The sequence below is a fragment of the Wolbachia endosymbiont (group A) of Ophion costatus genome (genome assembly GCF_963969245.1).
Taxonomy (GTDB): domain Bacteria; phylum Pseudomonadota; class Alphaproteobacteria; order Rickettsiales; family Anaplasmataceae; genus Wolbachia; species Wolbachia pipientis.
Genome location: NZ_OZ017714.1, coordinates 247,703 through 268,054 on the forward strand (window position 1 = coordinate 247,703; position 20,352 = coordinate 268,054).

General features: G+C 35.2%; 19 protein-coding genes, 1 tRNA gene and 1 pseudogene. 13 read left to right on the forward strand and 8 right to left on the reverse strand.

The genetic code is table 11. The annotated features are described in order from the left end of the window. Window positions 1-20: 20 nt before the first annotated feature. From AACH21_RS01295 to rnc, 6 genes are all read left to right on the forward strand, one after another. Window positions 21-1,247, forward strand: coding sequence for a DEAD/DEAH box helicase (locus tag AACH21_RS01295; RefSeq protein ID WP_010963123.1), 1,227 nt, complete (start codon window positions 21-23; stop codon window positions 1,245-1,247). Window positions 1,248-1,450: 203 nt separating this feature from the next. Further along, window positions 1,451-3,757 carry an AAA family ATPase gene (locus AACH21_RS01300; RefSeq protein WP_236514322.1) on the forward strand — a complete coding sequence of 769 codons (2,307 nt, stop codon included), beginning with the start codon at window positions 1,451-1,453 and terminating at the stop codon, window positions 3,755-3,757. A gap of 64 nt (window positions 3,758-3,821) precedes the next feature. After that, a complete protein-coding gene (locus tag AACH21_RS01305; protein ID WP_038228077.1) occupies window positions 3,822-4,718 on the forward strand; it encodes a class I fructose-bisphosphate aldolase in 897 nt (298 codons plus the stop codon). Window positions 4,719-4,723: 5 nt separating this feature from the next. Further along, window positions 4,724-4,795: transfer RNA gene (locus tag AACH21_RS01310), tRNA-Cys, on the forward strand. A gap of 130 nt (window positions 4,796-4,925) precedes the next feature. Next, entirely contained in the window at window positions 4,926-5,993 is a 1,068-nt protein-coding gene (locus AACH21_RS01315) for a quinone-dependent dihydroorotate dehydrogenase (protein WP_077188430.1), read from the forward strand. A gap of 90 nt (window positions 5,994-6,083) precedes the next feature. Beyond that, window positions 6,084-6,782: a ribonuclease III gene (rnc, locus tag AACH21_RS01320; RefSeq protein WP_264373631.1), complete on the forward strand. Its 699-nt coding sequence runs from the start codon at window positions 6,084-6,086 to the stop codon at window positions 6,780-6,782. Window positions 6,783-7,120: 338 nt separating this feature from the next. On the opposite strand, the gene AACH21_RS01330 is transcribed toward rnc, so the two are convergent. Together AACH21_RS01330 and AACH21_RS01335 are read right to left on the reverse strand one after the other, a co-directional pair. Continuing rightward, a complete protein-coding gene (locus tag AACH21_RS01330; RefSeq protein ID WP_006279913.1) occupies window positions 7,121-7,663 on the reverse strand; it encodes a hypothetical protein in 543 nt (180 codons plus the stop codon). 109 nt (window positions 7,664-7,772) lie between these two features. Further along, a complete protein-coding gene (locus tag AACH21_RS01335) occupies window positions 7,773-8,273 on the reverse strand; it encodes a phospholipase D family protein (protein ID WP_006279912.1) in 501 nt (166 codons plus the stop codon). Between the two features lie 560 nt (window positions 8,274-8,833). Between AACH21_RS01335 and AACH21_RS01340 the strand changes: the two genes are divergently transcribed. Beyond that, on the forward strand, window positions 8,834-8,974 hold the full coding sequence (locus AACH21_RS01340) for a hypothetical protein (RefSeq protein WP_153296786.1): 141 nt from the start codon (window positions 8,834-8,836) through the stop codon (window positions 8,972-8,974). A gap of 163 nt (window positions 8,975-9,137) precedes the next feature. On the opposite strand, the gene AACH21_RS01345 is transcribed toward AACH21_RS01340, so the two are convergent. Beyond that, the gene (locus AACH21_RS01345) at window positions 9,138-9,962 is read right to left on the reverse strand and encodes a hypothetical protein (protein ID WP_022626161.1); all 825 of its coding nucleotides are present in this window, start codon (window positions 9,960-9,962) and stop codon (window positions 9,138-9,140) included. A 167-nt stretch (window positions 9,963-10,129) separates the two neighbouring features. Here AACH21_RS01345 and AACH21_RS01350 point away from each other — a divergent pair, with 167 nt between their 5' ends. The 4 genes from AACH21_RS01350 to AACH21_RS01365 are packed head-to-tail and all read left to right on the forward strand — an operon-like array spanning window position 10,130 to window position 12,441. Further along, complete coding sequence (locus tag AACH21_RS01350) at window positions 10,130-10,768, forward strand: HAD family hydrolase (protein WP_077188431.1); 639 nt, start codon at window positions 10,130-10,132, stop codon at window positions 10,766-10,768. Beyond that, window positions 10,768-11,262 (forward strand): RDD family protein, encoded by a 495-nt coding sequence (locus AACH21_RS01355; protein ID WP_077188432.1) that lies wholly within the window; start codon window positions 10,768-10,770, stop codon window positions 11,260-11,262. The genes AACH21_RS01350 and AACH21_RS01355 overlap by 1 nt, the downstream gene beginning before the upstream one ends. A 59-nt stretch (window positions 11,263-11,321) precedes the next feature. Then, window positions 11,322-11,798, forward strand: coding sequence for a bacterioferritin (gene bfr, locus AACH21_RS01360; RefSeq protein ID WP_077188433.1), 477 nt, complete (start codon window positions 11,322-11,324; stop codon window positions 11,796-11,798). 1 nt (window position 11,799) lies between these two features. After that, the gene (locus AACH21_RS01365) at window positions 11,800-12,441 is read left to right on the forward strand and encodes an SURF1 family protein (protein WP_338482625.1); all 642 of its coding nucleotides are present in this window, start codon (window positions 11,800-11,802) and stop codon (window positions 12,439-12,441) included. Between the two features lie 104 nt (window positions 12,442-12,545). Here the strand turns inward: AACH21_RS01365 and AACH21_RS01370 are convergent, their stop codons facing one another. The 4 genes and pseudogenes from AACH21_RS01370 to AACH21_RS01385 all read right to left on the reverse strand — a co-directional run bounded on the left by AACH21_RS01370 (window position 12,546) and on the right by AACH21_RS01385 (window position 15,067). Beyond that, the gene (locus AACH21_RS01370) at window positions 12,546-12,956 is read right to left on the reverse strand and encodes a transposase (protein ID WP_338482800.1); all 411 of its coding nucleotides are present in this window, start codon (window positions 12,954-12,956) and stop codon (window positions 12,546-12,548) included. Continuing rightward, window positions 12,943-13,954, reverse strand: a protein-coding gene (locus AACH21_RS01375; RefSeq protein ID WP_338482214.1) for an IS630 family transposase whose coding sequence is annotated in 2 segments (ribosomal slippage) — window positions 12,943-13,491 and window positions 13,493-13,954 — 1,011 coding nt in all. Because the reading frame shifts where the segments join, the coding sequence is not laid out codon by codon here. The genes AACH21_RS01370 and AACH21_RS01375 overlap by 14 nt, the downstream gene beginning before the upstream one ends. Window positions 13,955-14,037: 83 nt before the next feature. Beyond that, window positions 14,038-14,118, reverse strand: a pseudogene (locus AACH21_RS01380) (TIGR02217 family protein); the annotation flags it as partial. Between the two features lie 190 nt (window positions 14,119-14,308). Continuing rightward, window positions 14,309-15,067, reverse strand: coding sequence for a DsbA family protein (locus AACH21_RS01385; protein ID WP_236514514.1), 759 nt, complete (start codon window positions 15,065-15,067; stop codon window positions 14,309-14,311). 427 nt (window positions 15,068-15,494) lie between these two features. Here AACH21_RS01385 and AACH21_RS01390 point away from each other — a divergent pair, with 427 nt between their 5' ends. Further along, a complete protein-coding gene (locus AACH21_RS01390; RefSeq protein ID WP_338482626.1) occupies window positions 15,495-17,375 on the forward strand; it encodes a DUF3857 domain-containing protein in 1,881 nt (626 codons plus the stop codon). A 47-nt stretch (window positions 17,376-17,422) separates the two neighbouring features. Further along, the gene (locus AACH21_RS01395; protein ID WP_077188460.1) at window positions 17,423-18,901 is read left to right on the forward strand and encodes a UbiD family decarboxylase; all 1,479 of its coding nucleotides are present in this window, start codon (window positions 17,423-17,425) and stop codon (window positions 18,899-18,901) included. 490 nt (window positions 18,902-19,391) lie between these two features. Here the strand turns inward: AACH21_RS01395 and AACH21_RS01400 are convergent. Continuing rightward, window positions 19,392-20,224, reverse strand: a protein-coding gene (locus AACH21_RS01400) for an IS5-like element ISWpi1 family transposase (protein WP_236514306.1) whose coding sequence is annotated in 2 segments (ribosomal slippage) — window positions 19,392-19,855 and window positions 19,855-20,224 — 834 coding nt in all. Because the reading frame shifts where the segments join, the coding sequence is not laid out codon by codon here. Window positions 20,225-20,352 lie beyond the last annotated feature (128 nt).

A 20,352-nucleotide genomic window follows, 5' to 3' on the forward strand; every position in this document is an offset into this window, starting at 1 on the left:
TTTAACAGGATTAACGTATTGTGAATAATTTTCATGAGATGGGTCTCCCAGCTTCACTTAGACAAGCTCTAGATAAAAATAATCTTTTCGTCCCAACTCCGATTCAAATACAAGCGATTCCCTTAGCGCTACAAGGTAAAGATATTCTCGGATCTGCTCAAACGGGGACTGGAAAAACTTTAGCATTTGCTATTCCGTTGGTTGCTAAGTTGCTGAATGAGCCTAACACTGGTTCAGCTTTAGTCATCGTGCCAACCAGAGAGCTTGCGCATCAGGTAACAAATGAGATAAGAAAACTCTTATCTCAAAATTCTGCACTAAGGGTCGCTTTGTTGATTGGTGGTGAGCCTATTTTTAGGCAGCTAAATCAGCTTCAGAAAAAACCACAAATTGTAATAGGTACTCCTGGTCGTATTATAGACCATATTGAGCGTAAAACTTTGATTACTCGCAATGTTAGCGTTCTTGTGCTTGATGAAACGGATCGTATGTTTGATATGGGCTTTGGAGTTCAGATTGAAGAAATTATGAAGCATTTGCCTAAAATAAGGCAAACTCTTATGTTTTCTGCAACTCTTCCTGGAGATATAGTAAAACTTGCTGAGAAGTACCTTAATCGACCAGAACGTATTTCTGTTGATTGTGAGGCTACAACTTCTGTAAAAATTAAGCAAGAAATTGTTTATGCATCAGAATCAGAAAAATATGAAAAGCTTGTTACACAACTATGTCAGCGCGAAGGATCAATCATTATCTTTGTCAAAACAAAGCGAGGAGCGGATCAGCTAGCTAACAGATTGCACAAAGATGACTATAGCGCTTTAGCAATTCATGGTGATTTAAGGCAGCACAAGCGCGAGAGGGTCATTAATTCTTTTCGTCGTGGCCGTAATCAAATCATGGTTGCAACAGATGTTGCTTCTCGCGGCCTTGATATTCCCCACATTCAACATGTTATCAATTATGATGCACCACAATCGCAAGCTGACTATATTCATCGTATAGGTAGAACTGCACGCGCTGGAGCTGAAGGGTATGCGCTGTCTTTTGTTACACCTCAAGATAAGAGAAGACTGCCTGCACTGGCAGACAAAGAAGGAGAGCTAAATTTTGATTGTAGTGTGCAATTTAAAAAACGTAACAGCAAAAAGGTCTTTAAAAGGCCAAGTACGTTAAAGACTAAATACGGTAGAAAAAAGATCAATGCATTTAAGAAGAAAAGCAGAGTACTAGAAAAAGCGTATTAAATAGGATTTACCTACAATTTGATAAGCGTAAAACTCGTCATTCCGCTACTCATTAGCGGAATCTATGCTGAGATATTGCGGTGCTATGACGTAGATCCAGAGTGGGATTCAAATTGGCTACAGCGAACTGCTGGATTTCAATTTTTTTAATAATTGTGTGCTATTCATTATATATGAGTTCCCACTTTTAAAGAGAATAGGAGATGATTTCCAAAAACTTAGAGGCAAGTTTGAATAGAGCACTATTCATTGCTTCTAATTTTAATCTTAAATATGCGAAAGTAGAACATTTATTGCTGGCGTTAACTAAAGACGTGGATGTAAATTACGTTTTATCAAGATGTAATATCAGAGCCGATGAAATCATCAGTATGGATAACATTCTATCAAGATGCAATATTAAGGCTAATGATTATAATAATAATATAAAAGGGTTTTTACAAAGCAGTTCTGAATTGATTATCAGTGGAGTTAAACCTAGCTCAATGTTTCAATGCATAATACACAGAGCAATAATACGGGCTCATAGCTTGGGGAAAAAAGAAATAAATGGAGCAAGTGTTCTAGTAGAAATTTTGTCTGGGCAAGATTTATACGTTGAAGATCTATTGCAGAAACAAAGTGCGAAAGATTCCAATTTGATTTACCACATATCTAACATGAAATATTCTAACGATATAGATGAATACACCACTAATCATAAAGTAAAACTTGATAAAAATAATGATGCTCCTACTACAGTAAATAAAGGTGAGCTACTAAAAGATGAGGAAATTCTACAAAGTTATTGTAAAAATTTAAATGACTATGCAAGAAGCAAAAAAATAGATTATGTTATTGGTCGTGATTATGAATTAAATCGCACTATAGAAATATTATTGAGGCGTAGAAAAAACAACCCTTTATATGTTGGAGATCCAGGTGTTGGCAAAACCACAATAGTTGAGGGTTTGGTACTCAAAATCATTGAAAACAGTGTTCCAAGTGCGCTCAGGTCCAGTATAATTTATGCTTTGGATTTAGGGTCACTCCTTGCAGGGACACGCTATAGAGGTGATTTTGAAGAGAGAATAAAATCTATAATAAAAGCGATTGAGGCAAAACCAGGTGCTATCCTTTTTATTGACGAAATACACACTATCATTGGAGCAGGTTCTACAAGTGGTAGCTTTCTTGATGCAGGTAACCTACTCAAACCTGCGCTTGCAAGAGGTACACTGCGTTGTATAGGTGCAACCACATATAGAGAATACAGCGCTAGTTTTGAAAAAGATAAAGCACTAGCGAGAAGGTTTCAAAAAATTAATGTTAAAGAATCTTCTGTTAATGAAACGATAAAGATACTAGATGGTATAAAGCACTACTATGAAGGGTATCATGGAGTATATTATACAAAGAATGCCATTAGGTCTGCGGCTGAACTTTCGCATAAGTATATTACTGGGCGAATATTACCTGATAAAGCGGTTGATGTTATTGATGAGGCAGGGGCATATTGTAAATTGCTAAGAAACAGGGGTAAAATTGTAAATAGTAGAGATATTAAGAATACCATTACTAGAATTACAAATGTGCCTTGCGGATCTGAATCTGATGATTTGCAGAAAGTAAAGTCTTTAAAAGCTAATCTAGAGAAGGTGATTTTTGGCCAAGAGCAGGCAATAGAATCTCTTGTTAATTCTATTAAAATTGCTAAATCTGGGTTGAGAAATTACAATAAGCCTTTAGCAAATTATCTTTTTGCAGGGCCAACCGGTGTTGGTAAAACCGAGCTAGCAAAACAATTAGCAGAAAGCATGGGCATGAATCTTATACGCTTTGATATGTCCGAATATATTGAGTCTCATACGATATCAAGGATGATTGGTTCTCCTCCTGGATATGTAGGTTATGATCAGGGTGGATTACTCACAGAGTCTGTATCTAACAATCAATATAGTGTTGTGTTGCTTGATGAAATTGAAAAGGCCCATAGCGATATCTATAATATATTGCTACAAATTATGGATTATGGTTGTGTTACAGACACTTACGGACGTAAAGTTGACTTTTCCAATATAATCTTAATTATGACAACTAATGCAGGAGCAGCTGAACGCAGCAAAAGTTTTGTTGGCTTTGGGCATAAAAAATTTAACACTGGTGATAGTGAAAAAGCGATAGAACAGGTTTTTAGCCCTGAATTTCGTAATCGTCTTGATGCGATTATTTCTTTTTCCGACTTAAGTACGGATGTGATTTTGCATATTGTGGATAAATTTATCCTAGAACTGAAAAAGCAACTGACGCAAAAAGGCATAAACTGCTTAGTAGAGGATGAAGTGAAATCTTATCTTGTACAAATGGGTTATAGTAAGGAAATGGGAGCACGTCCGATAGAGAGACTTATTGAAAAAGAGATAAAAAGTTACTTAGCGGAAGAAATACTGAATCGTAAATTAATAAAAGGAAAGAAATTAAGAATCTATATGAATAAAGTAAAAAATAAAATTGCTTTTGATATAGTTTAAAATCCTTGTATTGAACTTCATCTTTGTTACAATCTATAACTTAAATTCAATTTGAATTATAGTGATAAGTGATAAAGTAAAACAAGTCCTAAGCTACTACGAAAGTGAAAACCCTGGGGTAAAAGCAAATCTTACTCGTATTCTCATGCATGGAAAGCTTGGCGGCACTGGCAAGTTAGTGATTCTGCCAGTAGATCAAGGATTTGAGCATGGTCCAATTAAAAGTTTTGAAGTTAACCCTGATGCTTATGACCCACATTATCATTTTCAGCTTGCGGTTGATTCGGGAGTAAGTGCATATGCTGCTCCACTTGGTATGATTGAAGCTGGTGCTGCAACTTATGCTGGAATGCTCCCACTTATTTTGAAACTTAATAGTTCCAACTCTTTACATTCAAAGGATCTAACCTCTGATCAGGCAATAACCTCTTCTGTGAAAGATGCGCTGCGTTTGGGATGCTTAGCTGTCGGATTTACTATATATCCTGGTTCTGCTAAGTGTTTCGATATGATGGAGGAAGCCCGTGGAATCATAGCTGAAGCCAAATCTTATGGACTTGCAGTAGTGCTATGGTCTTATCCACGCGGTGAAGGGATTTCCAAAGAAGGTGAAACAGCAGTTGATGTTATTGCCTATGCTGCGCACATGGCAGCTTTGCTTGGCGCTAATATAATAAAAGTAAAACTTCCAACTAAATATTTGGAAAGGGAGAAAATAGAAACAGAAAATATTGAATCATTATCTAAAAGAATTGAATATGTTAAAAGGTCTTGTTTTGCAGGGAAAAGAATAGTAGTTTTTTCTGGTGGTGAATCGAAGGAAGTAGATAACATATACAATGAAGCGAAAGAAATTAAGCAGGGTGGCGGTAATGGTTCAATCATTGGACGTAACACTTTTCAACGCAAAAGGGAGGAGGCTTTATCTATGCTAAAAGATATAATGGATATCTACACATAAAAAACGGCTGGGTGGCAGAATGGCTTATGCGGAGGACTGCAAATCCTTTTATACCGGTTCAATTCCGGTCCCGGCCTCTTTCATTCTCTATATCTTGTAAAAGTTGCTCAATTCAACAGTAGCTTTAAGTGTGTAACCTATAGAGAAAGCTTATCCATAGTAAAATCAATTTCTTTTCAAGTTATGGTTATACTCTTATAGCGTTTCATGGTAAAAAATAAACTAAAAATAAGCAAAGTGTTTTACAAACGTAATTTACTATTTTTACTACCGCCCGAAGTTGCTCACTCTTTGGCAATTATGGCATTAAAGAAAATACCTTATAAGAATCCTATAGAGCTACCAGAATCTTTGAGTGTGAATTTTTTTGGTAATAAGCTCAGAAGCCCCGTAGGTCTGGCTGCAGGTTTTGACAAGAATGCAGAAGTTATAAGGCCTATGCTCTCATTTGGTTTTGGGTTTATTGAAACTGGTACTGTAACTCGTAATCCACAATATGGAAACAAAAAGCCAAGAATTTTTCGGTTAATTAAAGATCAAGGGGTAATTAACAGATTGGGATTTAACAATAAAGGAATAGACTATTTTCTTAAACAAATAGATGAAACCAAGCTTGATGACTGCATTTTTGGCATCAACATAGGAAAAAACAGTACATCAAAGGACCAAATCAGCGATTATGTTGACTTAATAAAGATAGTATATGGAAAGAGCAATTATATAGTGCTGAACATCTCATCCCCAAACACGCCTAATTTACGCAATCTGCACAATAAGCAAGAATTATCGGAATTGTTGAAATCCGTAACTCTAACCCGAAAATCAATTGATAATTCTAAATCCATACCAATAATATTAAAAATCTCACCAGATGTAGATCAGCAAACGAAAGAAAATATCGCTGAGCTTGCGTTGGAATATAAGATTGACGGATTAACAGTAAGCAACACTACGGTAAGTAGAGATAATCTGCATTCTCACCATAATGAGAGTGGTGGGTTGAGTGGCAAACCGCTGTTTAAACTTTCAACCGAGTTATTGGGCGATATGTACAAATTTACTAAGGGCAAAATATTATTGATAGGGTGCGGAGGAATCTCAAGTGGTGCTGATGCATATAAAAAAATAAAGGCAGGAGCTTCTTTGGTGCAGTTGTACACTGCTCTCATATACCACGGACCTCAAGTTGTAAACAAAATTAATCTAGAACTTGCAGAACTAATAAGGAGAGATGGATTTAGTAACATTAGTGAGGTGGTGGGTTGTATACATTAATTTTGGAAGTTGGTGGTATTATTTTAATAAAATAAAACTAATTCTCTGGTATAAAGCTGGTAGAAAGTGCTTTTCTTTTAAATAATGGGTATGAAGAGTTTGAATGATGCAATATCTAAGATCATTGATTATAAATTTACAAATTATGCAATATTAGAAGAGGCACTAACTCACCCAAGCGTAAATAAAAGGAATAGCAAAAACCAGATTGTAAGCTACGAAAGACTAGAGTTTTTGGGCGATAGTGTTTTGAATATGGTTGTATCTGCCACACTGTTTAAACTATTTCCTGAAGAAAAAGAAGGAGCATTGGCAAAAAGAAAGACGGATTTAGTTTGTGGCAACACCATTGCTAATGTTGCTAAAGAAATAAAATTAGGCAGCTTTATCATCATGAATAATAGTGAACGCTGCAATGGAGGGAGATGTAACTTAAAAAATTTAGAAAACTCGCTTGAAGCACTAATAGGTGCAATTTATATTGATGGCGGGCTTGAAAATGTTGAAAAATTTATTATCCAATATTGGGAAAAGCTAGCTAAAGGCATGCTTGCCCCCCCTCAAGATCCTAAAACCTCACTGCAAGAGTGGACTCAGAAAAACAAATTGCCTTTACCAGAGTATGAGCTTGTAAAACAAACTGGACCAGCGCACAATCCTGAATTTACTATATCAGTTTGCATAGAAGATTATGGTAAAGTTTCTGCATGCGCTTCTAGTAAAAAGATTGCTGAACAAAAAGCTGCTGAGTTGATGCTAGAAAAAATTGGAAAAGACGCTTCAGTTTAGGCAAAATAGGCATTAATGTAAATTTTAAGGAAGCTAATAGCGTTTAGGGTAAATGGTCAATTTAAGGAGAAGCATAGTATTATTCATAAAAAAGTTGATCTACCAAAAATCAAGCCTTATGTAGTGGAATATCAATGGCTGTTGTCGGAGATGCGGAAAAAAAGAAGTAGCAAGTTACCAAAAGGTGTTATGCCAGATACATTTGGTCCAAGAGTTGTTTTGTGAAGTTGACAGAGTCAAGGAGAATGAAAGTTTTAAAAAATAGCATATTTTTTAATTATAAAAATTTGATATTAACTGTTGTTGGTTGATTGAGTAAAAACCAGTGAATGGTCACGTTAAAACATATTTTTAAATTTCTGCCAAAATCCTGGTTTATTATCATTAACCTTTGTAAATGTTATATTTAAACTGTATTTCGGATCATTTGGCACGTCGTATTTTATGCTAAATGTTGAAACTTTATCGTTATTGTAAATATGTACATCATCATATGATAGCTTTGTTGTGTAACACTTTACATACTTTTGCTTATCATGCACTAAATCACCTGACTCCCTTTCTAGTTCCACAAATTTCGTTTTTTTCTGACATTCCTTCATTTTTATTAAATCCTTATCTAGTGATATTGAAACTGGCAACGTATTTCCAGCATATTCTTTAGCTAAAAGTTCACTTTGAGGATACATTTTTATTTCCCTGCCAAAATGTGAGTCTATGAAATTATTACTCCAAAATTTATCGCCAGAATGCACGTACTCATCAGTAGCATACGGCACCCCACCATAATTGCATTGAACTTTGTAATCTCCAACACCGTTGTTTTGAAAAAAATCATGAATAGCAGTGTAGCTACCGGCAGCATCATTTATATAATCCATTACTTTATTCCTTAAATTTTTAGTTCATTATATCATAATCATTATGCCAATCAATCAAAAAAGCTCTCCCTTGCTGTTTTTAAAACTGATTTTGAGCAAGCGCTCTCGATTAGTTGGGAGCGTATTTGTAAGATTGTGACATTCGTGCCTCCCAGTTTTTCACATACTGCTGAATCAATTTAGGATAATCTGTAATAATTAATAAATTTTCAGCATTTCCTTTTTTAGCTGTCTTACTAAGGTTAAATGACCCTGTGATGACTTTTTGATTGTCAACAATCATTATCTTATTATGAGCAATCTTTGGCTTATCATCGATCCAAATTGGTACTCCACCTGAAAATAATTCATTTATAACACTATATTTTGAGTAGAGTTGCGATTTATCTAAGATGACTTTAACATCAACACCGCGTTCTTTAGCATTAATCAAAGATTTTGCAACTGTTCCAAGAGTAAATGTATATTCTTGAACTAAGATAGATTTTTTAGACTGATCTATTACGTTGATTATCGGTACAGCACAATCTTCTCCAGGTGAAAAGCAAACCGTAGCTTTTGGGCAGGGCGAAAATATAAAACCCGCATAGTAATACAGAGAAAAACACATTAACAAGAATAAAAAGTGAAAAACCCTCACAACAACCCACCCCCGGATATACGGCGATAGGCTACATTATAATTTAATCACCTGTCAATAGACTTCTTGCATAGTTTTTGGCAACAACCGTTAGAAACGAAAAAACTTACTTGACAAACTCCGCCAGCCCCCTTATCATGAAACTGAAGGTATTCAGTTATCTTCATCTGTGCAGATTAAACAGCAAGAAAACAACGTAGTTGGCGTCTTATTTTTAATTTTTTGCACTATGTGCACCTTATGTCTTCACAATATTTCTAGGTTTTTACCTACACAAGCTGAAACGCGCTTATAAGTCGTTTAAGACAGTATAGTACGCCAATTTGCAGGATTGGGGAGTGACAACTAGCTAACACGGGGTTTCTTTTGCCTTTTTTTCTGCTTAGTAAATTTCTTAAACATTTAAACTAAGGTGAGTTGCATTTAAAAGCAGCTAAATTGCAGTGTTTAAGACTTAAAAAACGCCAATGTTCTAAAATAGATATTAGCTGGGGCTTCTTTTGCCTTTTTTTCGCTTGGTAAATTTCTTAATGTTTATAGCTAACATGAAGCTAAGTACGAACTTTGTTAAATACAACAAATGGTGTCATCCCAGTGCTCCTTTTTTTGTCATCCGAGTAGCTGACACTGGGATCTATTTTGCATGTAACTCCAATTGTGTTTTGGCATAAAACGCGACGCGTATTAGACTTATTTGCAAGCAAAGCTTGCTAGATCCAAGTAGTCAGGGCACTGGGATGACACCCTGACAATCGTCATCCCGCTACTTGTTAGCGGATGAGATACCGCGGCGGTATGACGGTTCGTGGCGGTATAATGAAGCTTGAAAGCGGATCACCTTTCACGACCCGTGTTTACTTCATTCACTTTAGGAGTATTAACAGGCGTTATTGCCGGGTTCTCAAGCTTTGTTGCCTGCTTCAAACCCTCGCTTACACTTTTGTCCTTTAAAATTTCATCAAGCTGCTTACTCTTTTGTTGCTCTTCGTTATTTGACGTATCTCTTTGAGCATCTTCTTTCATGCCACGAGCATTCTCTACATCCTTTTCACCTTCACCTAAAAATTTTTCTAATATTTTCTTAACAAAGCGCTTCAGAAGACTCAAAAACCCTTCTTCTTTTTGATTTTCTTGTGGTTGAGGCGTGTTATCTTTTTTGTCCGGCTCAGTGTTGAGCTTCTCTTTTACAGAACTCTTGCTCACTGAGGGATTAACGGTTTGTGAATCGTGCTCTGATGCTGTTTGCACAGAAGCTTCAGTAGTCTTTTTTTGTGTATTATGTTCAAGGTCTTTAACTGCTGTTGTAGTTTTTCTCGGAGTGTCTTGGAGTTTTTTGTCACTTTTTGGCTCTGCAACTTTTTCACTTGTGAAGATGCCCTTCCCTTTATATTGTTGGTCAAGCTCAGCAATTCTTTCAAAATCTTGACGTACTTTTTCATCTGCACGTCCTTTTTGACTTTCAAATTTCTGACTCAATTCTGCAACGTTTTTCATTTTGTTCTCAAGCTCCTTACTTTTCACAGCTTTTAGAGCCTCTGTTCCTTTTGCGATATAATTAACCTTCTTTTCTAATGAGGTACCTTCTGGAAAAGCACCTGGAGAACGTTCAAAAACATCTTTAAACTTTTTTTCAACACTTTCTTTAGATGTCTGGGCCATACCTGTTACCTATTAAAACATATCATATAATCAGTATATTAGCTAATTATATAAAAAACAGTTAACATAACTTGTGGTAAAAAGTGTTTATCAAGGGCGTCCTATTTATATCTTTTTCATTAAAATGCTATTTACTTATTAAGTTAAAATGTATAATTATGTAAGAAATGAAAGATAGCCCATTAGTAGTAGTATTCGATTGGGATAATACCTTAGTTGACACTCAAGATAACATTTTTAATGCTATTAAGCATACCATAAACTCAATGGGGTATAGTAATAAAGCTGCTGATAGAAATTCCCATGAGTCGAGAAAGAGCTATATGGTCAATTTGTTTGGCGATCAGTGGAAAAAAGCAAATCACATATATCAACAATACTTAGATAATGCGCTATTACAAAACATTGCTCTGAATCAAGGAGTAGAGGAAATGTTGCAGACACTGAAAAGCCACAATGTTTATCTAGCAATAGTAAGTAATAAGAAAAATACTAATTTACGTGAAGAAGTTACCTATTTTAAACTAGATTCTTACTTTGAAAGAGTGGTTGGGTCATGCGATACTGCAGAAGATAAACCATCTGCAACCCCACTGCTATTTGCATTAGAAGAGAGTACGTTGCCTATAAATAGAGAAAATGTGTTTTTCGTTGGTGATAGCATCACAGATGTTCTGTGTGCACAAAATGCCAATTGTTTACCTATTATATACGGTCAATCAATAAGCGGTTATGAAGATTTGTTATGTTTTCAACATTTTGATAAACTTACAGATTTTGTAATAAAGTATTTAGAAGATAGGTAATGACCGCTGTTACAGAGATTGCCAGTATAACAAGACGCTTTTGCGCGTATTTAATAGATGTAGCAATTTTATTAATTCCAACTTTATTAATTATACTGCTATTAGAGGATTCTCCGTTGATCTTACATCTATCATACATGTGTGTAAATTGTAGTTACTTCACATATTTTATATCTTCAAAGGCCCAAGCAACTCCCGGTCAACAGTTAATGAATATGTATACTATCAATTTAGATAATTCTAAAATAGACTTGAATTTAGCGTTTGACAGAAGCTCCTCCCAGTTTTTTCTTCCTTTGTTAAACAGTGTAGTAGTTGTCCTTACTGAATTTTTGCGAGATCAGGAAGTATTAGTGAATGTCTTGAGTGCATTGAAAGTAATTATAGTGCTACTCACTCTCTGCTGGTATCTAGTTGCTTGCTTCTCTAAGAAAAAACAGACATACCACGACATGCTATTTAATACGGTTGTTATCAAAGGAACTATTAAATGAGTTGCTATAACTATCGTTATCATATAAATTATGCTGATGAATTGAACTAAGGGAAGATTATGAATGAAGAGATAGTAAAACATTTGAACAAATTATTGACCAATGAGCTGACTTCTGTACGCCAGTATCTTTTGCATTTTGCGATTCTCAAAAACAATGGAATTAATAGACTTGCAGAAAAGGTAAAAAATGAGCTTAACGAAGAACTTGAACATGCAAACAAGTTGGCAGAAAGAATTTTGTTATTTAAAGGAGTCCCAAATTTTCAGGATACAAACGAAATATCAAAGTATGATGGAAAGTTTACAAAAGACACAATACGGAAAATCTTAGAAGCTAATTTGAAATTAGAGGGAAAAGGTATTAAGGATATCAAAGAAACGATTTCTATCGCTGAGAAAGAAAAGGATTTTGTTAGTGTAATGTTATTAGAAGAGATGTTAAAAAATGAAGAAGAGCACTTTCATTGGATTGAGAAACAGATCGATCTTATTGAACTAATGGGTGTTGAAAACTATTTAAGAACACAAATATAGAGTGTTAAAAAAGATAGTATTTATTTTAATTATACCTTGCTCACTTCTTTTTTTATTAGGGTTATGGCAAATATTCAGATTGAACTGGAAGAATAATATTATTAAAAGTATGAGTCTTCCAGTGGTTCATCTATTGCCCAATAACGACCTTGAAAAATTTAACTATAGGCATGTCAAGATTGATGGGATTCTAAGTGATATAGAACTATATGTTTTTGCAGGGCAACACGGCTATCACGTGCTGTCTTCTATGTTGCTCACCACTGGACGTTACATGTTGGTGAATAAAGGAATAGTTAGAGAAAAAAAGGAGAAAAAAGTAAAAATTGAAAAAGTAGTTGCAGATGGAATTTTATATTGCGATAGCAATAAAAGTAAAAATTGGTTTATCAAGAACGATACTGCTTCGAATACATGGTTTACCCTGAGTACAGAAGAAATTTCCAATGAGTTAGGTATTAAGCTAGAGAAGTGTGTATTGTGGCCGAACAATTTTGGCAGCAAAGTAGCTATACAGCCAATGAAGCATTTGGAATATGCAATCACTTGGTTTGCACTTTCCTTAACTTGGTTGATTATGTGCGTAATTTACTATAGGCAAAACCTCAATGTATCTGTTCAGCAGGGTGGCAAAATAAGGTAGACGAAAAAAGACAACTATAGGAACAAATGGGTGTCATGCCAGTGCGTGACACTGGCATGGCTTTGTTGCATCGCTCTTCGGATAGTAGGTAACGTACAATAAATTCATGAAGCTATCTCAAACTTAGCCATGCCTATTTCAATAAATTTGTTAAGCAAATAACACTTGAGTAGCAGTTCCTTCTCACGATTAATTTCAGATTTGCTCCTAAAACTAAACCCAAATATTCGCTTCAACCTTGAGAAAAATCCTTCAATATACGATCTTTTTCCGTAATTTACTTCTTCTTTCCATCTTTTTATACCATTCTCACCATGTAATTTCATTAACTGAATAGCGGCATTTCTATCAAGCATATAATCCAATTTTGGATGCTCTGCTGCGTTGTTTTTCGGAGGAATTTTCGTTTTTATACCATATTGATTACACAGCTTATAGAGCTTTTCTCTGTCATATGCCCTATCTGCATATAGTACTTTTATGACATACTGATACCAATTCTCATTGTTGTCCAGTCAAATAGGAAACATTGCAGAGTTGTTTAATTGTGGAGCTGGCAAGAGAAGTAATAAATTTGCACAAAGCACCCTCAAGTAGAGCAATTGTATCGTATATTTTATTGCGCAAAATGTTCTGTTTTATATATAACCAAAGCCTCTCAACAGGATTTAGCTCAGGTGAGTATGGAGGTAGGTATATAATGTCGATATTTTTAGGTACCTTTAAATTTTTTGACCTATGCCAACTAGCACAGTCCATAACGAGAAAAGCCTCTCGTGTTTCTAGATATTGCGAAATTTGCTCAAGAAATATGTTCATGCAATCAGTGTTGACATTTGGTGCAAATAAGCTAGAACTCTCTCCATTTCTAGGATTAACTGCACTATAGAGATAGAAATTTTGCCTACCTAATTTTGTTTTAACCTGTGTTCTAATCCCCTTTTTAAACCACACATGTCCAACTTTTGAATGTGTGCCAAACCGTGATTCATCAAAGAAAAATAGCTCTTTTTCTGGATACTTGCTAATAGCTCCATTGAGATTTTTTTTTGAATTCCTCTTGTTTGCTTTTATCTTGTCCATTATGAACTGGTCTTGGTGTAATATATGAGAATTTCATCTTTTGCATATGGCGGTGTACTGTAGATTTGCTGATATTTAATCCGAACTTTTCCTGGATTCTTATTCTCATTTCTTTAATGGTGATATTAGGATTTTCTTCTATCCACTCTTCAATTTGCTGTAGTTGAGCCTGATTTAATTTAGTTTTTCTACGACGTTGTGAAGGAGCAAACAGTTTTTCTTCTCTGCCAATTTTCAAGAGTTTTACCCACGAAGTTAGTGCGCTTCTTGAAATGCAATATATTTTTGCTACAGCCGTTATACTGTACTTTTTTGCTGCAATTACAGCATTTAGTTTTTTTGAAACATATGCATTATTCCTTACTTTCTTCAGCATTTCTTTTGCTGATTCTACTACTTTTTCATCCAATAATTTTGATCTTAATGCCATTTAAACCTCGCTATTTTACTTACTTCAGTATGGCTTTTCTTCCATCATTGTCCATCTGTTTGCCCTGTAATGGGAATTGGTATTACAACGTCAGTGGAAAATTCCGGTCCTCCAGTGGAACCATAAGATATATTTTCTGGAAATCTAATTTCTGTGAATGACATATGTCCTCCTGAGAAAGTAAAATAGTTTGGTTGAAGAAAATGTTGTAATTTGAAAGCGTTTCACATAGTAAATGACGCCATGGAAAGTGGATGAGACCACTGAGTTAAACTGCTGTCATACCCACAATTACTATACTCAGGTTCATTTGAGTTGTCAAGCAAAAAAATAAAATTTTATGGCAAATTGAAACTAGCCTTGCTTGTGACTTAATTCATCTACTTTTTTGCGTAATACATTCAAATCAGTTGCTCCTACAAACAGGCTATCTCCAATTATTAAAAAAGGTGTACCACCTACTCCCAAATCTCTTACTAGAAGCCTACTGTTGTTTATCATTTGCTCAATTTTGTCCGCGTTATCTTTTATGGAATCATTAAAATCGTCCTCATCAATCCCTATGTTTTTCACTATATCCAATATGCTTTCGTCTGAAAATTCTCCTTTGTGACTTAAAGCAGCATGGTGAAAATCGAAATATTTTTCTTTATCGAGAAAATAGACAGCTAAAGCACTTTTTGCTGCCTTTAAAGAAGCGTTACCAAGTATTGGAGCATCCCTAAAGATATACTTAATTTTGCCGTCGTTAATTAACTGCTTTATATCATTCTTTATAGCTTTGCAATGTCCACAAGAATAGTCAAGGAAGCCTACAGCTATAACACTACTATTTTCATTTCCGGAGTAAGGATAAGTAAGGTCAAATATTTGATCCTTGTATTGTGAAATTTTACTTTTGGTTACATTATCTCGAGCAGCGTAACTACTTTTAATCGACTCCTCTTTGAGAGTTTTTATGATCTTATCAAAATTTCTACTTATATAATTATCTAATTTCTCACCTATATAATCATCGTTTAGCATTTGGCTGCGATTTGAGAGCCAATTATTTATTATCGGCAAGCTTGCTATTGCTATTATTAAAATTAATAAAAACGATACCCTAGACATACAATTTATTTAAAAACCTACAACATAAAACTTTTAGTATACATTTATCTGTATATTAAAAGAAGCATCTAATGTTAATACATAAAAACATTTGTATCAAGTGTATTTTATAGCCAATTTTGCTGCAAGTACAAACTTTACGTACAATGAAACTCAAGCACATTACCACAAAGTTCATCAGAAGACTTGGTGATGAGGGTGGTGAAACATTTTGGTAGTTGATTATCTTATAACTGCCATGTATAATGCTAACAAATGCGGCGATAAATATTGGTAAAAAAAAAGGAAATAGCCATTCTAGGAAGTAAGCTTCTCTTTTTCCCATTTGCTGAGTTTATTGCAGTGTATGGTCGCGTCGTGTGGGTGTAATAAAACAATTTTTCAGTTAATATGCAGATAATTTTAAATATTCTATATGAGTGTCATAATGAAATTTTTAAAAACTCTTTTTAACTTAACATTGTTAGTGTTTTTTATAACTCCTCCAGTTGAAGCAAGGTGGACTAAGTATGAAGATGCTCCCATTGAGATCAAAATTTCTAATAGTACCATTAATATTAATGGGGATGGTACTTATGAATTAGAATCAGAACTCCAAGCAAAAGTACTCAAGGAATCTGGGCGTAGTGCATTCTCCCCATACAGTCTTATTTATAATGGTGATAGTGCAGACCTCACTATTTTAGAAGCTAAAACAGCTTACAATGGGAGGGAATACGTAGTCGCTAAAAACATGATAGAGGACAAGGCGTTGGCTAGTCCTCAAGGTTTCGATCAGCTAAGGCAAGTAACCATATCATTTCCTAAAATGACAATTGGTGCAGAAGTATATCTAAAATATAAACAAATTCATAAAAAAGTTCCTATTGATAATTTTTATGGTTTGCACTTTTCTTATTATGGGCGGTATTTTCAAGCAGAGAATACTAAAATCAATTCTGAGTTGCCTCTAGAGATTAGAGTGAATGATCCAAGAAACGTATTAAAGATCGCTGAGGAGAAAAAGAATGGTGTACATTCTATAAGCATTACTTTAAAAAAGGCAATTTATGAAGGTTTGATAAATGAGCCACATAATGGAATATTGAATTTTAAGCACAATACTTGGGTATCACTGTCAAGCCTATCTAAATGGGAGGATTTAGCAAAAAAATTAGCTCCTGGATATTATAACGTCATTACTCAGCCACTTCCTACAATTTTTACGGCCATAGCAGAATCTGCTGCCAATGAGAGTACTGATGAAGAGAAAATTAACGTTGTTACTTCTTTGTTGAATGAGAAAATTCAATACACGGGAGATTGGCGTACAGTGTCAGGACGATTTTTTCCAAGAGATTTAGAGAAAATTGCTGATTATCAAACTGGAGATTGTAAGGATTTTTCTGTTAGTACGGCTGCTATTTTACAAAAACTTGGTTACAGAGTTCAACCTACTCTAGTTATGAGAGGAATTACTATCATTCCTAATTCCGAAGCATTACCTAATCTGGGTAATTTTAATCATACGATGCTCAGAGTAACAAATAAAGGTGGAAAAATATATTGGATTGATCCGACTGATAAGGTTAGTATGGCACAAGGTATTTTTCCAGATGTTGCTGACAAAGTTGCTTTAGTATTGGATTCTAAAGAAGTTAGCTACACAAAAATTCCTGCTGTACAAGCTGAAAATTCAAAAATTATATCCCATAGTGAATTAACTATACAAGATAATGTTGTAAACGAACGTGGTCAGCTTACTATGCAAGGGGAGTCAGCTATGAGCTTAGCAAGTGCTGGATTATATTACTCAAACGAGCAGTTAAGAGATTCTGTTTTTTATATAATTAGTGGGGTATATCTTAATGAAAAAGAAAAGAAATTCTTAGAATTGCCTGATCTTACTTCGCGTAATGTAGAGGATCTTACAATTAAGTATGAATTACAACAAAAAAATAAAGTTTTTAGGACGAACCTAGGACTTGTTTTAACTTTAGAAAATAATTTGCTTAATGGTGTCGTAAATACAGTTTCTGACCAAGTGTCAGACATTTTTATAGGTACTCCTCATACTCGTGAAACGCATACGGTAATAAAAGACATTGCGATTAAAAACTGTGCAGAATTGAATTTTGAAATAAATTCTCCATGGTTATATGTAAATAGGTCATGTAAACATCAAAATGGCAGCACAGAATTAAATGATATAGTAGCTATACAGAAAAGCTTTATTACCAATGAAGAGTTAAACACTACTGAATATAAAAACTTAAAAAGCGAGCTGGAGAATAATTTTTCTAGAGCCTCTATAATAATAAGTGAATAGGTTGTGCTGGGAAAAACACTTCTTAAAAGACTTAAAATCTTTAAAATATGTACAACAACTTACGTGACTTCATTAAAGCCTTAGAGGAAAAAAAAGATCTGATTAGGATTAAGGAGGAGGTTTCAACTGTTCTTGAAATGACAGAAATTCACCGCAGAGTTTTGTCAAACAAAGGACCAGCTATCATCTTTGAAAATGTTGTCACAGAAAACGGCAAAAATTCGATTCCAGTTTTAGTGAATTTATTCGGTACTATTGAAAGAATTGCCTTGGGACTGAACATAAATCCTGGTGAGCTAAGAGATCTTGGTAAACTTTTAGCATTTTTGCAATCACCTGAGCCGCCAAAAAACTTTAAAGATGCTATAAAAATGTTTCCTTTGTTGAAAGTCGTGTTATCGATGCGAAGTAAAGTCGTGAGCAAGGCTCCATGTCAAGAGGTAGTGCTAACCGGAGATGAAGTGGACCTAAGTCTACTGCCCATTCAAACATGCTGGCCAAATGAACCTGCACCACTTATTACCTGGCCAATTGTGGTAACGAAAGGACCCACGAAAGAAAAGCAAGATAATTTTAATCTTGGAATATATCGTATGCAGGTTATAGATAAAAAAACAACACTAATGCGTTGGCTTGCACATCGTGGTGGTGCAGGTCACCACAAACGATGGAAAGAGAAGGAACAAAATATGAAATTTCCTGCTGCTGCTGTGATTGGTAGTGATCCTGCAACGATTATTGCTGCGGTAACTCCAGTGCCAGAAACATTGTCAGAATACCAATTTGCTGGACTACTGCGAAAGAAGCCGCTTGAGCTTGTAAATTGTAAGACTGTTCCACTTCAAGTACCAGCTCACGCGGAAATCGTTCTGGAAGGCTATGTGAGTTTGGATAGCTATCAAGACGAAGGGCCATACGGAGACCACACTGGCTACTATAATTCTGTTGAGCAATTTCCTGAGTTTAATATTACTGCAATTACTATGCGCAAAAATCCAATTTATCTCAGCACTTTCACTGGCAAGCCACCTGATGAACCATCGATTCTTGGTGAAGCACTCAATGAAATTTTTGTGCCCATTCTTATTAATCAATTTCCAGAGATAGTGGACTTTTATCTGCCGCCGGAAGGTTGCTCATATAGAATAGCGGTAGTGTCGATAAAAAAATCCTATCCAGGGCAGGCAAAAAGAATTGTTATGGGCATACTTTCTTTTCTAAAGCAGTTTTTATACACGAAGTTTATTATCGTTGTTGATAATGATATAAATGTACGTGATTGGAAGGAAGTAATGTGGGCAATGTCAACGAGGATGGACCCTGTGCGTGATACAATCATGATAGAAAGTGTACCTATTGATTATTTAGACTTTGCTTCCCCTGAAAGTGGACTTGGAGGTAAAATGGGATTTGATGCGACAAATAAAATCCCGCCTGAAACCAAACGAGAATGGGGAAAGAAAATTAAAATGAGTGAGGAAATAGTAAGAAAAGTCACGGAAAAGTGGGAGGAATATATGGACTAGACTTCTTGCATAAAAGCAGAAAAAAGTTTGGCGTTTTTTATAATGCCGTAATTAGCATTAACTGATAATTGTGATTTAAGTTCGTCACAGTGCCCTTTTTTTGTCATCCTATAGCTATACCGCCGCGGTATCTCTTAGCCGCTAACAAGTAGTGGGATGACGAGCTTATCGTCATCCTGCCGCGAACCGTCATACCGCGATTCATTCGCGGTATCTCAGCCGCTAACAAGCAGCGGGATACTTAGGGATGACGGTTGTTGTTTAGCTGTAAATATTAAGAAATTTACCAAATGAAAAAAAAGGCAAAAGAAGCCCTGGGGTTATTATCCGCTTTAAAATATTGGCGTTTTTTATGTTTTAAACGCTTGACAAGCGAGATTCAGCCGCTTTTAATTGCAACTAACTTACGCTGCAAATATTTAAGAAATTTACTAAGCAGAAAAAAAGACAAAGAATCCCCGAGTTAGAGGTTGTCCGGAAACTAGTAAATTCAAGCATATTCCCTCTTTAACATAACCCTACTCATAGCTAGGTATATGAAATTCTCAGTGGATGTTGTGAGTAAATCATACTCCTTCGATAGCCTTCTATTCCTATTAACCCAAGCAAAAGTCCTTTCTACAACCCATCTTCTTGGCTGTACTTTAAACCCTTGTTCTCTTGTTGGTAGTAGCTCAGGTGGCGTATCTTTGTGCACCCAAAATCTACATGGAGGCCTTGTAACAATTTCAATATCTATGTCATATTCTTCCTTTATGTGATTCTTTAAATTTCTTCCTTGGTATCCCATGTCAGCCCACATTTTTTTAACTTTAGTATATTTTGTTCTCATATTGTTTAATGCTATTTTAATACCATCTCTATCATTTTCGTTAGCAGCGCCTACGTAACAACCTAGTATAAAACCCTGAGTGTCTGTAATTATATGCCTTTTTCTACCCTTTACTTTTTTACTTCCATCATAGCCTTTGATCCCCCCTTTTCTGTAGTCTTTACAGATTGACTATCTACTATACAGGCACTCGGCTGCTCATTCCTTCCTATTTTTCTTCTACTATATTTTGTAATTTCATAATTCATTTTCTCAAAAATTCCCTGCTTCTTCCATTGCCTGAACTGCTCATACACAGTCTTCCATAGCGGAAAATCATTTGGTAAATACCGCCATTGACACCCTGTACGCAATACATAGAAAATTGCTTCTAATATTTCTCTTTTGCTATACTTTGGCGGCCTTCCTCCTTTCTTGTATGATACTCTGAAGTGTTTTTCTATTCTTGCCCATTCCCTTTCGCTTAGATCTGTTGGATACTTTTTTCTCATCTTTACCCCGTACTAAAATTTCAGATATTATAGCCTTTTACTTGTTTCCGGACAACCTCTTACAGCAGAAGATGGCGATATATATCCTTATGATTCGTCAATACTTGCATAATTAAAATTTTTACTTT

Excerpts from the sequence above, each read along its gene's own strand:
- AACH21_RS01300 (WP_236514322.1), top strand. The coding sequence starts at position 1,451 with ATGATTTCCAAAAACTTAGAGGCAAGTTTGAATAGAGCACTATTCATT.
- AACH21_RS01315 (WP_077188430.1), top strand. The coding sequence starts at position 4,926 with ATGGTAAAAAATAAACTAAAAATAAGCAAAGTGTTTTACAAACGTAAT.
- rnc (WP_264373631.1), top strand. The coding sequence starts at position 6,084 with ATGAAGAGTTTGAATGATGCAATATCTAAGATCATTGATTATAAATTT.
- AACH21_RS01330 (WP_006279913.1), bottom strand. The coding sequence starts at position 7,663 with ATGGATTATATAAATGATGCTGCCGGTAGCTACACTGCTATTCATGAT.
- AACH21_RS01335 (WP_006279912.1), bottom strand. The coding sequence starts at position 8,273 with ATGTGTTTTTCTCTGTATTACTATGCGGGTTTTATATTTTCGCCCTGC.
- AACH21_RS01340 (WP_153296786.1), top strand. The coding sequence starts at position 8,834 with ATGTTTATAGCTAACATGAAGCTAAGTACGAACTTTGTTAAATACAAC.
- AACH21_RS01345 (WP_022626161.1), bottom strand. The coding sequence starts at position 9,962 with ATGGCCCAGACATCTAAAGAAAGTGTTGAAAAAAAGTTTAAAGATGTT.
- AACH21_RS01350 (WP_077188431.1), top strand. The coding sequence starts at position 10,130 with ATGAAAGATAGCCCATTAGTAGTAGTATTCGATTGGGATAATACCTTA.
- AACH21_RS01355 (WP_077188432.1), top strand. The coding sequence starts at position 10,768 with ATGACCGCTGTTACAGAGATTGCCAGTATAACAAGACGCTTTTGCGCG.
- bfr (WP_077188433.1), top strand. The coding sequence starts at position 11,322 with ATGAATGAAGAGATAGTAAAACATTTGAACAAATTATTGACCAATGAG.
- AACH21_RS01385 (WP_236514514.1), bottom strand. The coding sequence starts at position 15,067 with ATGTCTAGGGTATCGTTTTTATTAATTTTAATAATAGCAATAGCAAGC.
- AACH21_RS01390 (WP_338482626.1), top strand. The coding sequence starts at position 15,495 with ATGAAATTTTTAAAAACTCTTTTTAACTTAACATTGTTAGTGTTTTTT.
- AACH21_RS01395 (WP_077188460.1), top strand. The coding sequence starts at position 17,423 with ATGTACAACAACTTACGTGACTTCATTAAAGCCTTAGAGGAAAAAAAA.